At 31.2% G+C, this 21,449-nt stretch carries 19 protein-coding genes and 1 riboswitch; of the genes, 1 reads left to right on the top strand and 18 read right to left on the bottom strand.

The genetic code is table 11. The features are described from left to right. The 7 genes from V7Q02_RS11215 to cdaA all read right to left on the bottom strand — a co-directional run. Positions 1-615: reverse transcriptase domain-containing protein (locus V7Q02_RS11215; RefSeq protein WP_333861110.1), on the bottom strand; the 615-nt coding region annotated here is incomplete at its 3' end. A gap of 316 nt (positions 616-931) precedes the next feature. Continuing rightward, positions 932-1,348, bottom strand: coding sequence for a transposase (locus V7Q02_RS11210; protein ID WP_333861105.1), 417 nt, complete (start codon positions 1,346-1,348; stop codon positions 932-934). 304 nt (positions 1,349-1,652) lie between these two features. Beyond that, the gene (glmS, locus tag V7Q02_RS11205) at positions 1,653-3,479 is read right to left on the bottom strand and encodes a glutamine--fructose-6-phosphate transaminase (isomerizing) (protein ID WP_333861109.1); all 1,827 of its coding nucleotides are present in this window, start codon (positions 3,477-3,479) and stop codon (positions 1,653-1,655) included. A 629-nt stretch (positions 3,480-4,108) separates the two neighbouring features. Beyond that, the gene (glmM, locus tag V7Q02_RS11200; RefSeq protein ID WP_333861104.1) at positions 4,109-5,458 is read right to left on the bottom strand and encodes a phosphoglucosamine mutase; all 1,350 of its coding nucleotides are present in this window, start codon (positions 5,456-5,458) and stop codon (positions 4,109-4,111) included. Between the two features lie 634 nt (positions 5,459-6,092). After that, on the bottom strand, positions 6,093-7,694 hold the full coding sequence (locus tag V7Q02_RS11195; protein ID WP_333861103.1) for an NAD(P)/FAD-dependent oxidoreductase: 1,602 nt from the start codon (positions 7,692-7,694) through the stop codon (positions 6,093-6,095). Then, the gene (locus V7Q02_RS11190) at positions 7,678-8,928 is read right to left on the bottom strand and encodes a CdaR family protein (RefSeq protein ID WP_333861102.1); all 1,251 of its coding nucleotides are present in this window, start codon (positions 8,926-8,928) and stop codon (positions 7,678-7,680) included. The genes V7Q02_RS11195 and V7Q02_RS11190 overlap by 17 nt, the downstream gene beginning before the upstream one ends. Next, positions 8,895-9,746, bottom strand: coding sequence for a diadenylate cyclase CdaA (cdaA, locus tag V7Q02_RS11185; RefSeq protein ID WP_333861101.1), 852 nt, complete (start codon positions 9,744-9,746; stop codon positions 8,895-8,897). The genes V7Q02_RS11190 and cdaA overlap by 34 nt, the downstream gene beginning before the upstream one ends. A 136-nt stretch (positions 9,747-9,882) precedes the next feature. Then, a riboswitch (cyclic di-AMP (ydaO/yuaA leader) is annotated at positions 9,883-10,017 on the top strand. Positions 10,018-10,078: 61 nt separating this feature from the next. On the opposite strand from cdaA, the gene V7Q02_RS11180 reads away from it, so the two are divergent. Next, positions 10,079-10,543, top strand: coding sequence for a cell wall hydrolase (locus tag V7Q02_RS11180; RefSeq protein WP_333861108.1), 465 nt, complete (start codon positions 10,079-10,081; stop codon positions 10,541-10,543). Positions 10,544-10,639: 96 nt separating this feature from the next. Here V7Q02_RS11180 and V7Q02_RS11175 read toward each other — a convergent pair whose 3' ends face one another. The 11 genes from V7Q02_RS11175 to V7Q02_RS11125 form a co-directional block, all read right to left on the bottom strand. Further along, positions 10,640-11,494 carry an NAD(P)/FAD-dependent oxidoreductase gene (locus V7Q02_RS11175; protein WP_333861100.1) on the bottom strand — a complete coding sequence of 285 codons (855 nt, stop codon included), beginning with the start codon at positions 11,492-11,494 and terminating at the stop codon, positions 10,640-10,642. A 57-nt stretch (positions 11,495-11,551) separates the two neighbouring features. Next, complete coding sequence (gene trxA / locus V7Q02_RS11170) at positions 11,552-11,869, bottom strand: thioredoxin (RefSeq protein ID WP_333861099.1); 318 nt, start codon at positions 11,867-11,869, stop codon at positions 11,552-11,554. An 86-nt stretch (positions 11,870-11,955) separates the two neighbouring features. Next, complete coding sequence (locus tag V7Q02_RS11165; RefSeq protein WP_333861098.1) at positions 11,956-13,179, bottom strand: tetratricopeptide repeat protein; 1,224 nt, start codon at positions 13,177-13,179, stop codon at positions 11,956-11,958. After that, positions 13,172-13,948 (bottom strand): DUF4652 domain-containing protein, encoded by a 777-nt coding sequence (locus V7Q02_RS11160; protein WP_333861097.1) that lies wholly within the window; start codon positions 13,946-13,948, stop codon positions 13,172-13,174. The genes V7Q02_RS11165 and V7Q02_RS11160 overlap by 8 nt, the downstream gene beginning before the upstream one ends. A gap of 104 nt (positions 13,949-14,052) precedes the next feature. Further along, complete coding sequence (ptsP, locus tag V7Q02_RS11155; protein WP_333861096.1) at positions 14,053-15,669, bottom strand: phosphoenolpyruvate--protein phosphotransferase; 1,617 nt, start codon at positions 15,667-15,669, stop codon at positions 14,053-14,055. 128 nt (positions 15,670-15,797) lie between these two features. Next, on the bottom strand, positions 15,798-16,505 hold the full coding sequence (locus V7Q02_RS11150; RefSeq protein WP_333861095.1) for a tetratricopeptide repeat protein: 708 nt from the start codon (positions 16,503-16,505) through the stop codon (positions 15,798-15,800). Between the two features lie 96 nt (positions 16,506-16,601). Then, positions 16,602-17,297: a citrate lyase holo-[acyl-carrier protein] synthase gene (citX, locus tag V7Q02_RS11145; RefSeq protein WP_333861094.1), complete on the bottom strand. Its 696-nt coding sequence runs from the start codon at positions 17,295-17,297 to the stop codon at positions 16,602-16,604. Positions 17,298-17,473: 176 nt separating this feature from the next. Continuing rightward, positions 17,474-18,040, bottom strand: a complete 567-nt coding sequence (locus tag V7Q02_RS11140; RefSeq protein ID WP_333861093.1) for a Fe-S-containing hydro-lyase — start codon at positions 18,038-18,040, stop codon at positions 17,474-17,476. A gap of 51 nt (positions 18,041-18,091) precedes the next feature. After that, positions 18,092-18,934 (bottom strand): fumarate hydratase, encoded by an 843-nt coding sequence (locus V7Q02_RS11135; RefSeq protein WP_333861092.1) that lies wholly within the window; start codon positions 18,932-18,934, stop codon positions 18,092-18,094. A gap of 40 nt (positions 18,935-18,974) precedes the next feature. After that, complete coding sequence (locus tag V7Q02_RS11130) at positions 18,975-20,264, bottom strand: methylaspartate mutase subunit E (protein WP_333861090.1); 1,290 nt, start codon at positions 20,262-20,264, stop codon at positions 18,975-18,977. Between the two features lie 94 nt (positions 20,265-20,358). After that, on the bottom strand, positions 20,359-21,336 hold the full coding sequence (locus V7Q02_RS11125) for a GntR family transcriptional regulator (protein WP_333861088.1): 978 nt from the start codon (positions 21,334-21,336) through the stop codon (positions 20,359-20,361). Positions 21,337-21,449 lie beyond the last annotated feature (113 nt).

The raw sequence follows: 21,449 nt of genomic DNA, 5'->3' as shown, positions 1-21,449 counted from the left end.
TACGCTTTCTTGGAATACTCCATCGGTAATAACACCAGCTTTCAAGTATTTCCTAATCAGCCATAAGCTATTGGGGTCTTTTATGTACACTCCTAAAAATTTCATTATCCAATCATGATTCATATGGTCAAAGAACCCTTTGATATCCGCATCAACAACGTAGTTTATCTTTCCACTATACATTCTGCTATGAATTTCCTTGATAGCATCATGACAGCCACGTCTTGGACGGAGCCCATACATATTTCTTAGAAATCTTGGCTCATAAATTGCCTCCAATATTTTCTTCACAGCAAGTTGTACTATCTTATCTTCATAGGATGCAATTCCTAATGGGCACCTTTTACCATTACCTTTCGGTATAAATACTCTTAATGATGGTAATGGCTTATATGACTTATTCTTTAGCCTTTTTAATAAATTTGATATATTTCCTTCTAAATTGACTTCATATTCTGCTTTTGTAACTTTATTAATGCCTACTGCCTTATTCCCATCCAGTTCTCTGTGACACTGCTTAAGCATCTCATCATTAATATGATGATACAGTGAAGTAAATTCTGACTTTCTTGTATTTGCTGATATTTCTGCTATTCTTTCTAATTTTGTTCCTATTATTTCTCCTGCCCCTGAGTACAGATAATGTGTCCTCAGAAAGATTGTTATTATGTAAAGTCCTATTTGTCATCTTTCAAATTTTAAAGTCTATAAACTGCGTTTTTTATTTCTTCTATATTTTCCCCTTATAATTCTTTTGATGCGAGGATTTCGCCTATTGAGCCTTATAGGAATAGTGCTCATTGAAACTTTCTTCATGATTTCCTTATAGATTTTATTCCTTTTCTTAGGGTTTTCTTCAAGATACATCATTAAAAATTTTTCTTGATGACTTTACCAGCTATTTAAAAGTTTTTTCAGGATTAGCTATGTGTTATTGTAAATTATATAGTGTAGTTCTATCAATGGCACTTAATCTATATCCATTCCAAAGGCTGTATTCATCACATTCATTATAAATAACATCTATTATTCCATCATTTAATTCAATAAATGCATTTGGACTAATTTTCTGTCTGTTTTCGAATACTCCAGCTTTGCACCATGCCATAAAATATCTGTGAATTGAACTGGATGCTCCAAACTTTTCTTTTGGTAGTGCTTTCCACTGTATACCTGTTCGAAGTACATAAAAAATTGCTTCTAATATTTTTCTTGATTCCATTGGCTTTCTTCCAGCACCAGCAGCTCGTTTATATTCTTTATTCGGATCTCTTTGTTTCTCTGGTATTAGATTTTTTACTTCTTCCCAAAACTCATCTGTTATCTCCCATGATTGCTTTTGTATCATTTGCAGATCTCTCCCTATCCCTTTTTCTTTATTATCGTATCATACCAGAAACTATTTACGGATAAGCTCTTAGTTTCCTAGTTCTTTTTGCCATATAATCAACATCCTTTATATAAAAAAGCCACACATTCTCACAAAATTTGAGACTGTGCGGCTTACTCTATTATATTTAGCTTTGTCTTAAATACTACACATCTCACGTATAGTATCTTTATCTCTATCTTTAGAAATTTTAGTGAAATTTTATTTCAAAATATCAAACTTTATTTCAAAACTACAACAGACTTTGCTTAATCCATTATCTCTACTCCACCGTAACTGACTTGGCCAAATTTCTCGGTTTGTCCACGTCGCATCCTTTTTGTATGGATATATAATAGGCTAAAAGCTGCAGTGGAATTACTGAAATCACTGGGGATAATATGTCCATTACCTTTGGAAGATATATTACAGAATCCACAGTTTCCTCAATATCGGTATTTCCTTCCCATGTAAAAGCTAAAACCTTAGCCCCCCTGGTAGTTACTTCTTTAATATTACTTATCATTTTCTCTGCTAATTTTTTCTGTGTAACCCCTGCAATAACTACAGTTCCATCTTCAATAAGAGCTATAGGTCCGTGCTTTAGTTCTCCTCCTGCATAAGCTTCCGAGTGAATATAAGATATTTCCTTTAGCTTTAAAGAGCCTTCCAAAGCAACTGCATAATCAAGTCCTCTTCCTAAAAAGAACAAATCTTCCTCTTTAAAGATCTTTGCTGCAAAATCATGGATTACCTTTTTATTTCCTAAAACTTTTTCTGCCTTTATAGGAAGTCTCAGCATTTCTCTTTTTATTTCATCTATCTCTTCCTTACTAATAGTATTTTTATTCTGAGCAAAGAAAAGTGCTATTATATAAACTGCAATAAGTTGAGTTACATAAGCTTTTGTGGAGGCAACTGCTATTTCAGGGCCTGCCCATGTATATAAAACATCATCCGCTTCCCGGGATACAGAACTTCCAACTACATTAGTTATGGCAATCACCCGAGCTCCATGGCACTTTGCTTCCCTTAAAGCTGCCAGTGTATCTGCGGTTTCTCCTGACTGACTTATAACTATCATAAGTGTCTTTTCATTTATTATAGGTTCCCTATATCTAAATTCAGAAGCAATATCCACTTCCACTGGTATTCCAGCTAATTTTTCAATTGCATATTTTCCCACTATTCCTGCATGATAGGCAGTTCCACAAGCTACTATATATATTTTATTTATATTTTGAATTTCATCTTTTGTTATCTTTATATCGTCCAAAGCTATAGGTTTATCCATCATGATCCTGGATATCATTGTATCTCTGATAGCCTTGGGCTGTTCATGAATTTCTTTCATCATAAAATGTTCAAATCCACCCTTTTCAGCAGCATTTGCATTCCATGTAACATGATATATATCTTTTTTTACCTCACTACCATCCTCTGATAAGAGCTTTACGCCACTTTCAGTTATAACCACAAATTCATTATCATTTAAAAGATATATTTCCCTAGTGTGGTTCAATATAGCAGGTATATCAGAAGCTATATAGTACTCACCCTCTCCAAGTCCTACTATAAGGGGACTGTCTTTTCTCACTGCCACAAGTTTTCCTGGCTCTTTTGAACAAATAACTCCCAGTGCATAGCTTCCTTTCAGCTTAGACACAGCTTTCATAACTGCACAAGTTAAATCTCCATCATAAAAATAATTCACAAGCTGTGGTATAACTTCAGTATCTGTTTCAGATACAAATTTATATCCCTTAGAAATAAGCCACTCTCTAAGTTGTGCATAATTTTCTATTATTCCATTATGAACTACACTTATTATTCCATCCTGACTATTATGAGGATGTGCATTTAGATCTGATGGTTTGCCGTGAGTTGCCCACCTGGTATGTCCAATTCCAACTATACCTTTTAGGGGATGTCCTGACAATTTTTTTTCAAGATTTTTAAGTCTTCCTTTACACTTCATTACATTTATGTGGTTATTATCTATTATAGCAACACCTGCAGAGTCATATCCTCTATACTCAAGTTTACTTAATCCTTCAATCAAAACAGGTGATGCATCTTTTTTTCCAACAAAGCCAACTATTCCGCACATATTTAATCTTCCTTTCATATTTAATAGAATCATTTATCCATATGCATAATAATGCCTATCACCCACTTTGAAGAAGGTGGAATCAGTTAATTGTGACATTTGGATAAACTTAAGCACAGCTTTTAATAAACCCATAAATATTAAATACATAAATAATAATCAAAAAACCCTGATTACTATTAAAAATTAAAAACAGGTAACTGTACTATTTAGAGTAAGTTATACCACTCTAATTTGCTAAAGGTTTTAACACCAAGCTGATGTTGTATCAAAAATCACTTTCTGGTTTTATCAGCTGTTAACGGTAGTGCGATACCGTGGGGCACCCGCCGAAGATTCGATACTCCCCATCCTCGTCAACTCAAAGCAAGTTATACTTTTAAGATAATTATATATGTTTTAACTTATAAATAATTCTCTGAGTTCTGGCGCTTTTTATGCTCAAATATTATAATAAAATACACACCTTCCTTCAAAAATATTACAGCATTTAAGCTGTTAACTTATTATATTCTCTTCACTTATTTTTTGTCAACTTATAATTTACTCTTTATGAATCTTCCTAATTTACAAAATGTACATAAATAAAAAACACACTGTCAAATTTTTTGACAATGTATTTTACACCACTAATTTAATTTAATTTCAATTAGTTTGGCCAAATTATGAGCCATTTCATCTATTTCACTTTGTACTTCTCCCTCTAGCATAACTCTAACCAGGGGTTCTGTTCCCGAAGGTCTTATTAAAACTCTTCCACATCCATGCAGTCTCTTTTCTATTTTTTTAATCTCTGATACTATTTCTTCATATTCCATGTATGTGTTCTTCTTATTATCAGGAACTTTTGCGTTTACAAGAGTCTGAGGAAGATTCTTCATCATAGAGGCAATATCAGACAACTTTCTTCCACTTTTTTTCACTATACAAGCCATTTGAAGGGCAGTAATCAATCCATCTCCTGTTGTATTGTAATCCAGCATAATTATATGCCCAGATTGCTCTCCCCCTAGTTTGTACCCTCCTTTTTTCATCTCCTCCAGTACATATCTATCTCCAACCTGAGTTTTTACTGTATTTATTCCTTCTTCTTTTAATGCTATATCAAAACCAATATTACTCATAACAGTAGATACAACCACATCTTTATATAACTTCCCCTCATTCTTTAGATGTTTTGCTATTATAGCCATAATAAAATCTCCATTTATGAGATTTCCTTTTTCATCTACCGCCAAACATCTGTCTGCATCTCCATCAAAGGCAAGTCCCATATCATAATCTTCCTCTAATACAGTTTTTATAAGATTTTCTGGATGTGTTGAACCACAATTGTGATTTATATTTATTCCATCAGGTTCATTATTTACAATCTTTACTTTTACTCCTAATTCTTCAAAAGCTTTTACAGAAGTTATATAAGACGCTCCATTTGCACAATCTAATACTACTTTTAATCCTTTTAAATCCGTATCTATGGTAGATTTGGCAAATTCTACATAAGCTTTTCTAGCCTCTCCCGTTTCTACAATTTTCCTGCCTACTTTTGATCCTATAGGGATAGATACATCCTTAAAATTACTTTCAATGACATATTGTATTTTGTCTTCCAACTCATCTGATAGTTTATATCCTTTGCCATTAAAAAACTTTATTCCATTATATTCTACAGGGTTATGGGATGCTGATATAACAACTCCTGCATCTGCTTTATATTTTCTAGTTAAATAGGCTACTGCAGGAGTAGGTACTATTCCAACACAAATAGCTTCCGCTCCTATAGAAAGGATACCAGAAACCAGAGCACTCTCAAGCATATCTCCAGATATTCTAGTGTCCATTCCTACAAGTATTTTAGGCTTATGACATTTACTTGTTAGTACATATGCTCCTGCCTTTCCTAATTTATATGCTAATTCTGGAGTTAACTCCTTATTGGCGATTCCTCTTACCCCATCGGTCCCAAACATTCTATGCATATTAAAATACCTCGCTTATTAAAAGTTAATTTTCTTTAATTAAAATACCCATATTATATTATATTATATTAAAAATATTTCTACAATGTAATTTAAATCTATTGGTTTACAGCCATATAAAAATCCCATCAGACTGTTCTATTTTATCACAGAGTAAAATAGAACAATTTGATGGGATTCTTATGCAAGACTTATTTATTAAAAATTTTATTATATAGGCAGCATATTAATTAAAAATCCATTTAAAATTCATAAAATCTTTACAGATATAAAATTAAAGTTTAACTTAGAAAATTGTTAATATATAAACAATCTATTTTAAGAAAATACATCATAATTTCAAGCCATATAGTATATATACCCTTAAATTATAAAAATTATTCTCCATAATTTATATCAAATTACATTTAATTGCAACACATATTTTATAACACTTCAGATACCATACTTATACTGGTATTATAGACAATTTATATTGTTAATATGTAAACAATCTATTTTCTTTAGTATATCACGTTTTATAAATAAATGGAATACAAAATACCATTATTAAAATAATTTTTTTAATTTTGAACTTAAAAATTTACTAATACTATGCATTTGAATGTTTAACTTTCTTTAAAGTCTATCTGTGTTACTTGACGGGACTTTTGTATATCCTTATTATATTTTCAGCTACTTTTAATCCATCTACTGCGGCCGACACTATGCCTCCTGCAAAGCCAGCGCCTTCACCACAAGGATATAATCCTTCTGTAGATATACTCTCTAAATTACCATTTCTAGTTATTTTTACTGGTGCAGATGTTCTGGTTTCAACTCCTATCATAATTCCCTCTCCTTCTGAGAATCCCTTTATCTTTTTCTCAAAATTAATGAATCCTTCCTTTAATGATAAAGCTACCTTTTCAGGAAGACACAAATTTAAATCTTTAAATTCACATACCGGTTTATAAGTTGATTTTACCTTTCCAAGTTTATGAGTTACTTTATCCCTTAAAAAATCTTTAATCAATTGTACTGGTGCAGCATAATTTCCTCCTCCTATATTATAAGCCAACTTCTCATAATGCCTTTGAAATTCTATACCCTTAAGTGGAGAATTTCCTTGAAAATCCTTTTCTCCCACAGTTACAACTACCGCAGAATTTGCGTTACCTGAGGCCCTGTTATAATAACTCATACCATTAGTTACAAGCCTACCCTCTTCAGAGGCTGCAGCCACTACTTCTCCTCCAGGACACATACAAAAACTATACACACCTCTTCCTTCTTTACTTTTATACACTAACCTATAATCTGAAGCCTTTAGTTTAGGATGACCTGCAAATTTTCCATATTGATTTACGTCTATCATGTGCTGAGAATGCTCCACCCTAACCCCTATGGCAAATGCCTTGGGTTCCATAAATACATCTCTTTTATAAAGCATTTCATACGTGTCCCTGGAACTATGCCCAATAGCCAATATTAAATTATCACAACAGACTTTATTTCCATTTATAACTACAGCTCTCAGTCTTTTATGTTCTATAATTAAATCCTCCAATTTATTTTTAAATAGTATCTCTCCTCCTAATTCTACTATTCTATTTCTTATATTTTTAACCACTACTTTTAAATTATCCGTTCCTATGTGAGGCTTACCACTATATATTATTTCCTCTGGAGCTCCATATTTCACAAAAGTGTCTAAAATAAACCCACATTTTTTATCCTTTATCCTGGTAGTCAGTTTTCCATCAGAAAAAGTACCCGCTCCTCCTTCTCCGAATTGTACATTGGATTCAAAATTTAATTTTCCAGTATTCCAAAACTTATTTACAGTTAAAGTCCTATCCTCAATTCTTTCCCCTCTTTCTATTATTAAAGGCTTATATCCCATTTCAGCCAGTAAAAGACCTGCAAACATCCCTGCAGGTCCCATTCCCACAATTATGGGTCTGTTTTCCATTTTTTTTGTACCACAAAGTAATTCATTTTCTAAATTTTCTTCTTCTATTTTTATGTTTCTGCCCCCGGACCTTGATACTATTTTCCTTTCATTATCACAAATTATTTTTACAGAATAATTAAGCTTTATATCATTTTTCTTTCTGGCATCTATGGACTCTTTAATTATCTTAAAATCTTTAATATGCCTGCTGTTTATCTTCAACTTTTTAGCAACTTTCAATTTTAACTGGTCATAACCTTCATCCAGACTTATATTTAAATTATTAATTACTATTGGCATTTTGTTCCTCCGATGTTTTTTTATTCACTTGTAACTTAACATTTTGTATATCTTGAGATACTAAAGACACTCCCTCTGGAAGAGATACAACTACACCTGCCGTTTGTTCTCCTTCTTTTAGAGAAGTAGCATCTACATAACAGGATATACTATTTTCATTTAAATTATTTATAATATTTTCCGAACCAGAAACTACTACAGATACACTACTAGAGCTTAATTGTGCTGTATACGCATCATTTAAATTCTTAATCTGTATATTTAGATTCATCTCCTTCTGAGAGGTTTTACTAGAATTATTCAATTCACTGGAATTAATTTTTAACTTTACCACTCCAGTACCAGAAACCAGTTTCACTCCTTGAGGTACTATCAATTTTGCCTGAAGATTTTCTTCGCCTTCAATTTTACTTAAATCAATAGATTCCGTATCTATTCCATTTATATCTTTAATAACACTTTCTTTTCCTACTATATCAACCTTTTCTGGTTCCACTGTTACTGACTTACTGGTATCAGAAGTGCTATTTTTATATTTAACATTTATTGAAACAGTTTTTATTTTAACAACAGGTATAGTAACCTTAACAGAAGATGGAAAAACAGCTACATTTTTTAATATATTATCTGATATATCCTTGGCCTGTAATGCTAATGATGTATTTATATCTGAAGATGCAGATTTTAAATCATAATTTCCTACAACTGTTTTTACTTTATTTATTACATCTTCCGCGCCGCTGACTTCTGCCTGCTGTATTTCAAGTACAGGTTCTAAGGCATAATATCCTTCTTTAACTTTGCCTTGGGATACTAATTTTATAGAAAAGGTTTTTTGCTTTAATTCATCCAATTGAAGTTTTACCCATAGATTTTCATTATTGATAATAGTTATGTCATCAGGACTTTTTTTCACTGATACAGGTATAGTATTTTCCCCTTTTTTCATAACATAAGAACTTAGATCCGACTGCAATTCAAAATCATCAGCTTTCATAGAGTATAGATCAGATGCATTTCCCTTTACAAGAAGAGATACACTGAGTTCCTTTTCTCCAACTTGTACAAGTTTTGATTGAGCAAGTATACTTTTGTTGACTATAGTTACAGGCACTGTAATTTTTCTTTCTACTATAGGATTTTCTATATTGTATATGTATAGCCATAAAATAAATGCTGCAACAACACAACATATTTTTATTAGAATTTGATTTTCTTTAATTTTTTCTTCCACTCAATCACCTTCTCCCTCCATGTAGCCTTACTTTGAAATCTTTTCTTCATTATAGCAGTGAGAACTTTTTTTAATCTATCTTTTGTATAATTTCTCATAAGCTTTCCATTTGCCACAAAGGAAATTATGCCAGTTTCCTCTGATACTACTATAACTAAGGCATCAGAGTTTTCTGATATTCCAATTGCTGCTCTATGTCTTGTACCTAATTTTTTATTTAATTGGTTGTTATTCGTAAGGGGCAGAAAACATCCTGATGACACTATGCGATCATTTCTTATTATAGTTGCCCCATCATGGAGAGGAGTATTTACCACAAATATATTCTCTAAAAGTGCAGAAGATACCACTGCATCCAGTTTAGTTCCTGTATTTATTACATCCCCAAGACCTGTGACCTGCTCTATTACAATAATGGCTCCAGTTTTACTTTGAGATAAATTTTCTACAGAGGTTATAATTTCTGTTATTACCTTTTCCATTATTTGTTCGTCTGCCAATATATGCTTGTCATTAAATGCCGTCCTCCCCAGATGTTCAAGTGCCCTGCGAATTTCTGGCTGAAATATGATTACAATAGATAAAACTCCTATAGTTAAAGTTTTTGTAAGTATCCAATTAAGCATGACTAAATTGAAAAAGCTGCTTATAGGTATAAGAAATATTATAAGCATAATTCCCTTTAAAAGTTGCTCTGCTCTAGTTTCTCTTATAAGCATATACACTTTATAGAGTATGTATGCCACCACCAATATATCCATAATAGAAGTTATACTTATATTTTTCACTGAATTAACCGTTAGCTGCAATAGCTCCACTAATTTCACCATCCTGTTATTACTGATATCTATATTAATTATATACCATTTAACATTGCTTATATCTATACAGTAATTATTTTAATAAATTTTTAATAAAGTATGTTTTTTAGTATTTTATTTTATTAAGTGGGTACAATATCATTAGCCTAAGTTTTATAAAAAAACACGGGGAAACCAGTACTACTTTGGGGTGAATCGTAATTTATTACGTAGGTTATGCCTTTTCCGAACCCGTCAGCTAACCCCGTCGGTAATAAGGAGGATATATTTTGAAAAAATTTTTTTGTTTTATAATTTTTTCGTTATTACTATTAACTCCCTCTGTAAAAATAAGTGCAGAGGAAACTGCTAATGATAATTCTATGTTATTTAATCAGCAAGAGGAGATCGTTCAGGTATTTAATTACTCTAACCAAAAGATATACATAACTCAAGATGATGTGAACTTAATGGCTAAAGTAGTTTATGCTGAAAGCAATTCTGAACCCTTTGAGGGCCAAGTAGCCGTAGCATCTGTAATATTAAACAGAGTACAATATCCTAAATTTCCAAAAACAGTAGAGGGTGTCATAAAACAAAAAGGAGCTTTCTCTTGTGTAAAAAATGGAGATATAAATGTAACTCCAGATCAAAATAGCTACACAGCAGTAGCACAGGCATTAAAAGGAGTTGATCCCACAGGAAAATCTACTTTCTTTTATAATCCAAAGATAGCTACATCAGAATGGATGAAAAATATTAATAAGAAAAATATTAAGTATATAGGAAACCATGTATTCTTTATAGTGAATTAAAGAAAGGGCTGTGAAGAACAATTGTTAAATTGTTCTTCACAGCCCTTCTTAAGTTCAGATGGAGCCTGTGGAACCTGCTAATGAAGAATGCTCCATCTACCTATCCAGATATGAAACAGCGTTAAGTGCAGCTATTTGTCCCTGTCCCACAGCTTTCATATACTGATATGGTTTGCCTGTACAATCTCCTGCAGCAAAACATCCTTCTATATTTGTTTTCATATTTACATCTACTTTTACATGTCCTGCTTCTAAAATAAGTCCTGGCATCAATTGATCCGGTGCAATACTGCCTTTTAATACAAAAACCCCATCTGTACTTATTGATTTGTATTTTAGAATAACTCTTTCTACTTTGTCTGTACCATATATCTCTAAAACTTTATCCTGTATCACTTCTATGTTATCTTTTAAATCAAAATTTTCTCTATATACAGGTATATAATATACTTTGCTTGCAAGTTCACTTACATAATTAGCTTCTTTTTCTGCTTCTTTATTGTAGCCAATAACAGTAACGACTTTATCTTTATAAAGAGGTGCATCACAAGTAGCACAATAGCCTACTCCTCTACCTAAAAATTCCTGTTCTCCTTTTAATGGCTTTGTGTATTCTACACCTGTAGCCAGCACAACTGTTTTTGCCTCATACATCTTTTCATTAACTGCAAGAGCAAAATAGTTCCCCATAGCATATACGGAATTTATTTTTTCAAATGTTATATTTATTCCCATAACATCCAGGTGGTTTTGTAACTTGCTTTTCAATTCTAATCCAGTTATATTAGGAAATCCAATATAATTGCTGATTTTAGGAGCTTTAATCAATTTATCACTGAGTTCTTCATTGCCAAAAATAATAATATCCTTATTTCTTATCTTGGCATTGATTGCTGCAGAAATTCCGGCAGGACCACTACCTATTATAGCCATATCATACCTATGTTCCAATTATTTTCACCTCCCAATACATCTTTATTTCAATTATTATCGGATAAAACACTTATATTATATGTGTTTCTCTAAAACATCTTTTATTGTATCTTTAGGTCTAAAACCTACAAACTGTTCCACTACACTTCCATCTTTGAACACCATCACAGTTGGAATACTTCCAACCTTAAACTGAGCTGCTGTAACAGGATTTTCATCTACATTTATCTTGAAAAATTTGGCTTTTCCTTCTAATTCAGTAGCAACCTCTTCCATAACAGGTGAAAGCATTTTGCAAGGACCACACCATGAAGCCCAAAAATCAACTACCACTGGAGTTGACGATTCCTTAACAGATTCCGAAAAATTTATATCTTTTATTTCCTCTACCATTTTTCACCCTCCTTATACCCCACAGGGGTATATCTTTTAATTATATTGTATATTATATTATTTCTCACGTCAACTTTTTTTAGTCTTTAATTTATTAAATTATTTATTTGTGAATTATTATAAATAGATTCAGGATAAGTGTCCACCAATTTCTTTGCATAATTTTTAGATTTTGTTATATTCGATTCCTTATATATGACAGCAAGCCTATACAACACCGTTTCTTCATAACTTCCATCAGAAAAATTGTCATCATACTCTTCATAATATTTCAGTGATCCTTTTGAATCTCCCGACAAATCAAAAGAAGTTCCAAGCATATAAATTATATGAGGATATAATTCATTTCCTGTTCCAAATTCATAAGACTTTTTTAAATAGGACTTCGCATTATTATAATCTTCATTCTTTAAATAGTTACACCCTAAATTGTAAAAATAAACACACCCTTCTGTTGTTAAAAGCTTATATGCTTCAGATATCAAATTTGCCTCATTAGAATCCAGTTTATAGTTCCTCCAATTCATGACTTGTATATACATAGAATCATAATCCTTATTCTTTATGTAATTTTCCATGTCTGCAAGAGGAAAAGTTTTCTTTATATTTTTATCGGTTTTTCTACTGACACTTTTAACATTTTTATTATCCGCATGATTTATATTTTGTGCTTTCATAATTCCTGTATTAAAAAATTTTGTAAAACTTACACCTGATTTATTGAAAATGAAAAATATACCACATGCTATCAAAATACCTGCAAAAGAAATATAACATATCTTTCTTATATTGTTTTTTTTATCTATTACATTTATACTTTCAAGCAATTTTATATTTTCTTTAGCCTCTGTATTTTTCACATCTATTTTAAGCACATTATTTATCTTCTCCAAAGCCTTGGCATATTGTCCTTTTTTCATATAACATAGTGCACTGTAATTATTCACATTAATATAATTAAAATCACTTTCAGCACATTTTTCTAATAGCACCAATGCCTCATCTATTTTAAATTTTTCAACCAATACTAAGGCTTCTTTATAATATTCTATTTTATTACTATCCTTCTTTGAACTCTCAAGGTATTTTTCAGCAATTTCATCCCCATTAACCTGATAATTCATTTTCCAGAGCTTTTGTGATTTATCCAAATCACCTTTTAAATACAACAAAAGCCCTTTAAGATTAATGGATGCTTTATTTTTTATGTCTATAGATATACTTTCCTCACATAACTTTATGGCAGCATCTATATATCCATTATTATATTTACTTAATGCTTTATTATATATTTTCTGTGATTTATTCATTTATTTTATATACTACTTTCCCATCAGAATTTTTAACTTCCATTTTACCCTTTAAACTTGTATTAAAAGAATTGATAACCCAATCTTCTACATGAGATTCATTATATGCATCATCATCATAAATATTTACCTTTAAATTTATGTTATCTCCTTCTTTTTGTGCAGACATTATCTGTTTCTTTTTACTGGAATCCTTTATTAAAAGTGAAGTTTCCCCTGTATTTACATTAAGCATATACAAATCTCCACCCTTTGCCAGTGTGCCATGAGAGGATGCTACCACTACCAGTATATTTTTTTCATCCGCCCATTCTATATATTTAGGTGATATTTTAGTATTATCCTTTATTTCATAACTATAAAGATTTTGTCCACTTTTTATTATTATTTTACCTACACCTTCTTCTAAGGCTTCACTGCCTTTACCCTCTATGCAAGCACTATAACTTCCATCCTCTGAATTTTTCCATTCAGTGTTAAATGTTATTTCCGTTTTACTACCCAATTGTTCTTTTGTAAAACTTATTCCACTTGCATTTTTAGTAGTACTTGATGAAAAACTATTATCTTGTGTTGTCTGTTCATCACTTTTATCCTTGGTGTTATCATTTTCTGTATCTGAATTTACTTTTTTATCATTATTATCAGAAGAAGTATTTGTATTTACTTTAGTAGAAGAAGTGTTTTTATCGGAAGAACAAGCTGTAAAAGATACTGTTAAAATCATTAAGGCTAAGCATATCAGAAAATTCACTTTTTTAAATTTCATTGTGCAATCCCCCTTTTATATGGTCTCTGGTATTATTCCTATCATATATCTTAACTAAATTATATCATAATATTTTCCTACTAAAAACTATACCTATTCTGTTTTTAACAATAACTTTTGATAAATTGCTTCACCTTTAATATAGATTGAGGATTCATGGAGAATTCATCCAGGCCACATTCTACCAGATATTTGATAGCACTCTCATCTGACGCCATTTCCCCACACATAGCACATAACTTTTTATTTTTATGTGCAGCTTCTATGGTAGTCTTTATAAGAGTTAATACTGCAGGGTGCATTGGATTATAAAGATAGGCTACTTTTTCATTTACTCTGTCTACAGCTAATGTGTATTGTATTAAATCATTGGTTCCAATACTAAAAAAATCTGCATATTTGGCCATTTCATCTGCATTTATGGCCGCAGCAGGTACTTCTACCATCATTCCAACTTGTATGTCTTTATCAAATTTCTTTTTTTCTAAAATAAGTTCCTTCATACATTCCTTTAATACTTCCTTTGCTTGTAGAAACTCTTCTACCGAACTTATCATGGGAAACATTATTTTTAAATTTCCAAAAACTGATGCCCTCAAAAGTGCCCTAAGCTGAACTTTAAATATATCTTTTCTATCCAGACATATTCTTATGGATCTATATCCCAGGAAAGGATTAGATTCTTCTCCCATAGGAAAATAATGTAGTTTTTTATCTCCACCTATATCCAATGTTCTTATGACTACAGGACTATCTTCCATTCTTTCAAGGACATATTTATATGCTTCAAATTGCTCATCTTCCTGTGGCATAGTATCCCTATCCATATATAAAAATTCAGTTCTGAAAAGACCTATGCCATCCCCGCCATTTTTTATAACCTGCTCTACATCCTCACACCTTTCTATGTTTCCTAAAAGTTTTATTTGCTTGCCTGATTTTGTAACTGCTTTTAAATTTATCATACTCTTTAGTTTCTCTTTTTCTGCATTATATTTTTCGATTTTAATTTTATATTTTTCTACCAACTTTTTGCTAGGGTTTACAATAACTATACCTTCCACTCCATCTACAATAACCAAATCTCCATTCTTAACAGAGCTTGTTATATCTTTCATACCCACCACTGCCGGTATCTCAAAAGCCTTGGCCATAATAACACTATGAGAAGTCTTTCCACCAAAGTCCGTAATGAATGCTATCACTTTATCTTTATCTAACTGAACTGTATCTGATGGTGTTAAATCATGAGCTGCAATTACTGTATTACTGACTAAGTTTCCAAAAGATGTTACGTTTCCAGTGAGATTTGAGAGTATTCTGTCACCCACATCTTTTATATCCATGGATCTCTCTCTTATATATTCATCTTTCATAAGTTTAAAAGTTTCCATATACAAATTTACTATATCGTAAACAGCCTTTTCTGCATTTATGCCCTCATTTTCTATCTTTAATTCTATTGCGCCTGCAAATTCTATATCCTCCAAGAGCATAATATGACTCTCAAATACTTCTGCTTTCCTGTTTCCAAGCTGATGTTTGGTTTTTTCCTTTATCTTTTCAAGCTGTTTTTTAGATAATTTTAATGCTTTTTCAAATCTGGCCTTTTCTTTCAATACATCTGATACATATGTACTCTCAACTTGCAACCCATTTTCTTCCTTTATAACTATCCTACCTATTGCATAACCTTTAGAAGCCGCTATCCCTTTCTTCATTTATTCTCCTCCTGAGATTATGTTATTTAAATAAATTTTTATCTAGGATTTAAAATATACAAACTTAATTATTACTATATCCCTTACTATTAATTACAAATTAACACAAGCCATATAAAATAGATATGCTATTTCACTACATCTTGGAATTCTCGTGAGTCCTTCACAGGATTAAAATCCTCCTCTTCTCTAGCTATTTCTTTGATATCCGGTGACATATCTACAGCTATTTTTAAAAACCTTACTGTATTTGAAACATCTCCACGTCTTCCATATATACTTGCTTTACCATAATAACTCCATATATAATTTTCTACTTTCAAAGCCTTATCATACCAATTAAGAGCCTCTTCATAATTCCCATAAAGTTCATAGGCAAGGGCTTTATTAAACCTTGCATATCCAAAATCAGAGTTTAATTGAAGAGACTTATCTATATTTTTCATTCCTTCTTCATAATTACTGTTATAACACAGCGCTATGCCCTTTATATTATAAGCCTTGTAAAAGGTATTATCCTCATTAATTATTTCATCTGCTTTAGCTATAGTATCCCCATACTGCTTATTACTAAAAAAGTATTCCGCCTCTTTATATTTTTGTTCCAATTTTCTGTCATTTTCACTTTCACTTGTATCTGCCTTTTTTATAATTAAATCCTCCATAGTAACATCTTGTGAATGCTTATTACTGTTTTTGTATGTATTATCATAGTAAACTTTGGCTAATAGTAGCACCGCTACAACACATAAAATACTGAATATTATAACTTTTATCTTTAGTATATTTTTACTAGATGAATTGGAATTTATACTTTTTTCCCTGTTAAAAGCCATTTACATTTCCTCCTAAACAGCTTTAATTTAGCCCTTCAGAAATATTTACTTGAAAGACTAAATCATTTGCTTTAAAAATTAAATTTTCTATGGAATTTAATTTTTAAACTCATTATTTTTCAGATACTTTTCAAGTTCATCTTTTATACACTGCTTCATTTCATCTACATTATGCCTTTTATCATTTATACAATCTAAGAGTTCATTATCACACATATAGCATTTTTTAGGTTTAAACCCAAGATTCTTTCTATTAATTTTAGTTCCATCACTATTATATACTTCTATATCAATATATTTCCCTAAGATATGATTTTCTTCTATGCCAATAACCTTTCTTTTTATATTACAGACATCCCCATTGATAACCAAAGTTAGTATGGGTCCTTCACTTGTTACCTGCAAATCTTTATACATTATTCTATTTTTAAATTCATCAATTACCAATTTACAAAATATCTTCATTATTCTAAAACTTACACAATTATTCTTACAGATTCCAGGATAGTTGACTTTCATGGAGAGCAATGGAGCCAAATAATCCTTTATGAGCCACCTTCTCCTACACTCTCTTTCTTTCTTATCTTTAATAATATCATCCCTAGTATATTTTTTATCTATAATTGCATCTATTCCATTATAATTTTCTGAAATACAATTTACATATATGGATTTAATAAGTTCTCCTTCCATATCACTAGTAACTTCACTCTTATTTATATTATCGTCATTTTGCCCCTTATTTATGCCACCTTTAGCATTAGAATCATTTACAGTAAAATTAATACCCATAACATACTAATAAGAATTGTTAATTCTTATATACCCTTAACCTCCCTTTCTAAATTTTAAGACTTTGGTAGTATACTCATAATTATACTTTTTTCGTTGAATCTCTACAAGCTTTATGTCGTAAATAGGCAGAATTTTTTTAAGATTCCATTGTATCTTTCGGGTACATTGAATTTTTAAATTTCCGAAATAACAGACTTCAAATAATTTTTTTGTCCCATCTCATATAAATTATTTCCTTCTGAGTCTATTACCACGATTACGGGAAAATTTTCCACTTCTAATTTTCTTATAGCCTCTGAATCCAAATCTTCATAGGCCACTATCTCTACTTTTTTTATACATTTTGCTATGGTTGCTGCAACACCTCCTATAGCTGCAAAATAAATACCTTTATTCTTTTTTATAGACTCTACAACTTCCTTTGATCTAAGACCCTTTCCTATCATTCCCCTTAATCCCTTATCTAATAGCATAGGTGTAAAAGAATCCATCCTATAACTAGTAGTTGGGCCTACAGATCCTATAATACTGCCTGGCTTTGCAGGAGTGGGCCCTGCATAATATATCACGGAATCTTTTATATCTATAGGAAGTTCACTACCTTCCTCTATCAATTTTGCCAATCTTTTGTGAGCAGCATCTCTAGCTGTATATATGGTTCCAGATATTAAAACACTATCCCCCATTTTTAAATCTTTGACTTTTTCCTCTGTTAAAGGACACACAATATTTTTTTCCATTTATACTTATCGTTAATTAAACGAATTTTCAACTCCCATCATCATTAAATATTATAATTCTATTTCTTTATGTCTTGTAACATGACAATTTATATTCACTGCCACAGGCAAACCTGCTATATGTGTAGGGTAAGTTTCTATATTTACTGCTAAGGCTGTGGTTTTACCTCCAAATCCTTGAGGCCCTATTCCAAGAGAATTTATTTTAACTAAAAGCTCCTCTTCCAAATCCCTATAAAATTCATTTTGATTTTTTAAATAAAGAGACCTTAAAAGTGATTTTTTAGCAAGATATGCCGCCTTGTCAAAAGTACCTCCTATGCCTACACCAACTACTATAGGAGGACAGGGATTGGCACCAGCCTCTTTCACTACATCTACTATAAAATTCTTAACTCCTTCTATTCCATCCGCTGGTTTTAACATTTTAATCTTACTCATATTTTCTGATCCAAATCCTTTTGGAGCAACTTTTATATTAAACCTATCTCCTGGAACTATTTTATAATATATTATAGCTGGTGTATTATCCTTGGTATTTATCCGATTCAAGGGATCACAAACTACGGATTTTCTTAAGTAACCTTCTACATATCCCTGTCTAACCCCTTCATTTACAGCATCTTCTATACTTCCACCTGTCACATGAACATCCTGTCCTATTTCTATAAATACACAGGCCATTCCAGTATCTTGACACATAGGCAGACTTTCACTGCTGCATAAGTCCACATTCTCAAGTATCTTATTCAAAATGTTCTTTGCTATAGGCCACTTTTCTTCTTTTGCACACTTTTTTATTTTATCTTTAACATCCTCTGGAAGATAATAGTTAGCATCTATACAGAGTTTTCTTACAGCTTTTACTATATCAGATATATGTATTTCTCTCATATTTTAACACTATTCCTCCTTAATATACTGATAAATTACTTTAAAATTTATTTTTGATATTTTTACTTTGCATCCTTTTCTTATTAAAATTTTTTAGTTCTTGTGTAAAGGGAATATTACCGAATTTCATATACCTTATGGCCCCTGTACTGTCTCTGTCAGAAACCACTCTATCTTTGTTATGTCCATAAGACACTCCTGGAATATCTATAACTCCATTTTGAAGAGCTTTTACCAATCCTACAGCTAAATCTCCCTTTCCCAATTCCAAAACCTTATCCAATATACACTTTACTTCTGCCTTAATTATAACTACTTCTGTCTCCAATTCCTTAGACATGGCAAGTCTTTGTCCTTCCAGAATATTTATGGGCATTTTTGCAGTACGTATTATTGAACTATTAACTTCTTTACTCAATTTAGATGTTTTTATTACAACTTTTGTGGCTCCTGCTAAAACTGCTGTAACAGTTCCTACAGATGTAATTCCAAAGTTTTTTCCCTCATCTTCTGAAGATTCCAGCATACTTTGACGAAATGACGTAGTTATATAAACATCCTTATACCCATAATCTTTCATATACTCCCCTATCTGTTCTTCTAAAGCTTTTATGGATGCTATATCCTGAATTAGATTTCCCCCTTGTGTTATCCCTACAGTTATATTCTTAACACCCTGTTCTGCTGCAAGTAATCCTTCTATTATAGATACTGCATTTGAAATACTGGGCGGGATTAAAGTATTGTAGCTGGCTACCCCCAAGATCTCCTTATTTATTGATATGCCCTGTTCTTCATAAAATCCAACCACCCTATCACAATACTGCCAATCTAGAATATATTCTTCTATAGGCAAATTTGATCGTTCAATCATATTATGAGATATTGCCCCTCCTCCAACAGATGTGATGCCACTTAAAAAAACTATTTCTGTTAGAAATCTATAATGAGAAGTATTATATGTGCCTTCAATAGAGACATTAATGGATTCACATATTCCCCTCCATTTTTCAATAAAACGTTTTAAATTTAAGGAACCATTATTTTCGTTTTCAGCCACATCACCTTTAATATTGACTAAGAATAAGTCTGGGTTACCTTCATCCTGTAAATATCTTAACAATCCGGGCTGTTCTTCTACAATATCAGTTATTTCTGGTTGTATTAAAGTTATAAAACTCTCCTTTGCTGCCACAAGTCTTTTGGATAAATTTTTATAATCCGGCACCTTTCTTAAATAATTTACAGCATTCTTAATATTATAATTTAATATTTTATTTCTAGTTTTAAAAAAATATTCTTCTGGCCATTTTTTATTCCTTAAACTCATATTCATTCCCCTCTATATTTCCAAACTTATTATAATCCTATGACCTATTAATTTTAGTAAATCCTTTGCTTGGTAAAAAAGCACCCTAAAATTATCATTTATTGTACTTAAGCTCAATTATTTTTGATTTTAAATCCGTTATAGAATTATCATCTACATTATACATAAATTTCATTATATGTTTATGATTTACATTAAATAGCTTGACATCCTTATATCTTCCAGGTGATACTATTAATACATCTGAATTATTTATTATCTTTAAAAGTTCCTGCTTATTCATGGTATTGGTAAACTGCATATTTATATTGTAAAGTCCTGCCTTTTCAAGTGCTCCTCTAGCCTTAAACATAAACTCATTTGATATGCAAATAAATGCAAATCTAGTTTGTTCAGGATATCTTGCAATCTTAACTATAGTTTCTAAGTCTACATTTATTGAAACTCCTATTATTTCTTTTTGAAATTTCTTAGTCAACATAGTCACTTCATTTACATGATTAAATGTAGTTATTATAACCTGACTTTTTTCTATAATCTTGTTAATTTCACTACCGCCTCTGCTTATATCATCAAGTGTAATGGAAATTATATTCATATCCGTATTTTCCATAAGCTGTTTTCCAAATATTTCAGCTTGTTCAATATTACACTCCACATACATTGCAGTTATTTTACTCATAAAGTCTTTTTTTTCTCTCACTCTTTGAGCTACAACTTCTAAAAATTCATCCACATCCATTCCCATTTTCACTGCTTCTTCAAATCCAAGATCTATAAACTTCATTATTTTTTGTTTTATATTTTGAATCTTCCAAATATTTAATTCTCCTTCAACAAAAGTTCCTCTTCCCTGATAGGATCTTAAAATACTTTCCTGCTCTAATTCATTATAGGCTGTACTTATAGTATTTCTACTTACTCCAAGCTTGTCAGACAATTCCCTTTCTGTAGGCATCTTATCACCCACTTTTAGAATATTCTCTTTTAATAAATTTATTATTTGTTTTTTTATCTGTAAGTATAGAGGAACACTGCTGTCTTTATTTATTTTAATGTCTATGTTACTCACCTCAAAACTAATGAACTATTATATAAACCCACTTCTTTACCTAAATGTTAGCATAGCACAAGATAAATATCAATATTCTTTAAATACTATTATAATCCATATAATTTAATAAC

Origin of the sequence: Clostridium sp. (assembly GCF_036781005.1) — a bacterium.
Lineage (GTDB): Bacteria > Bacillota > Clostridia > Clostridiales > Clostridiaceae > Clostridium_B.
Note: the sequence above shows the minus strand (reverse complement) of the source record. Positions and strands in the feature narration are given on the sequence as shown.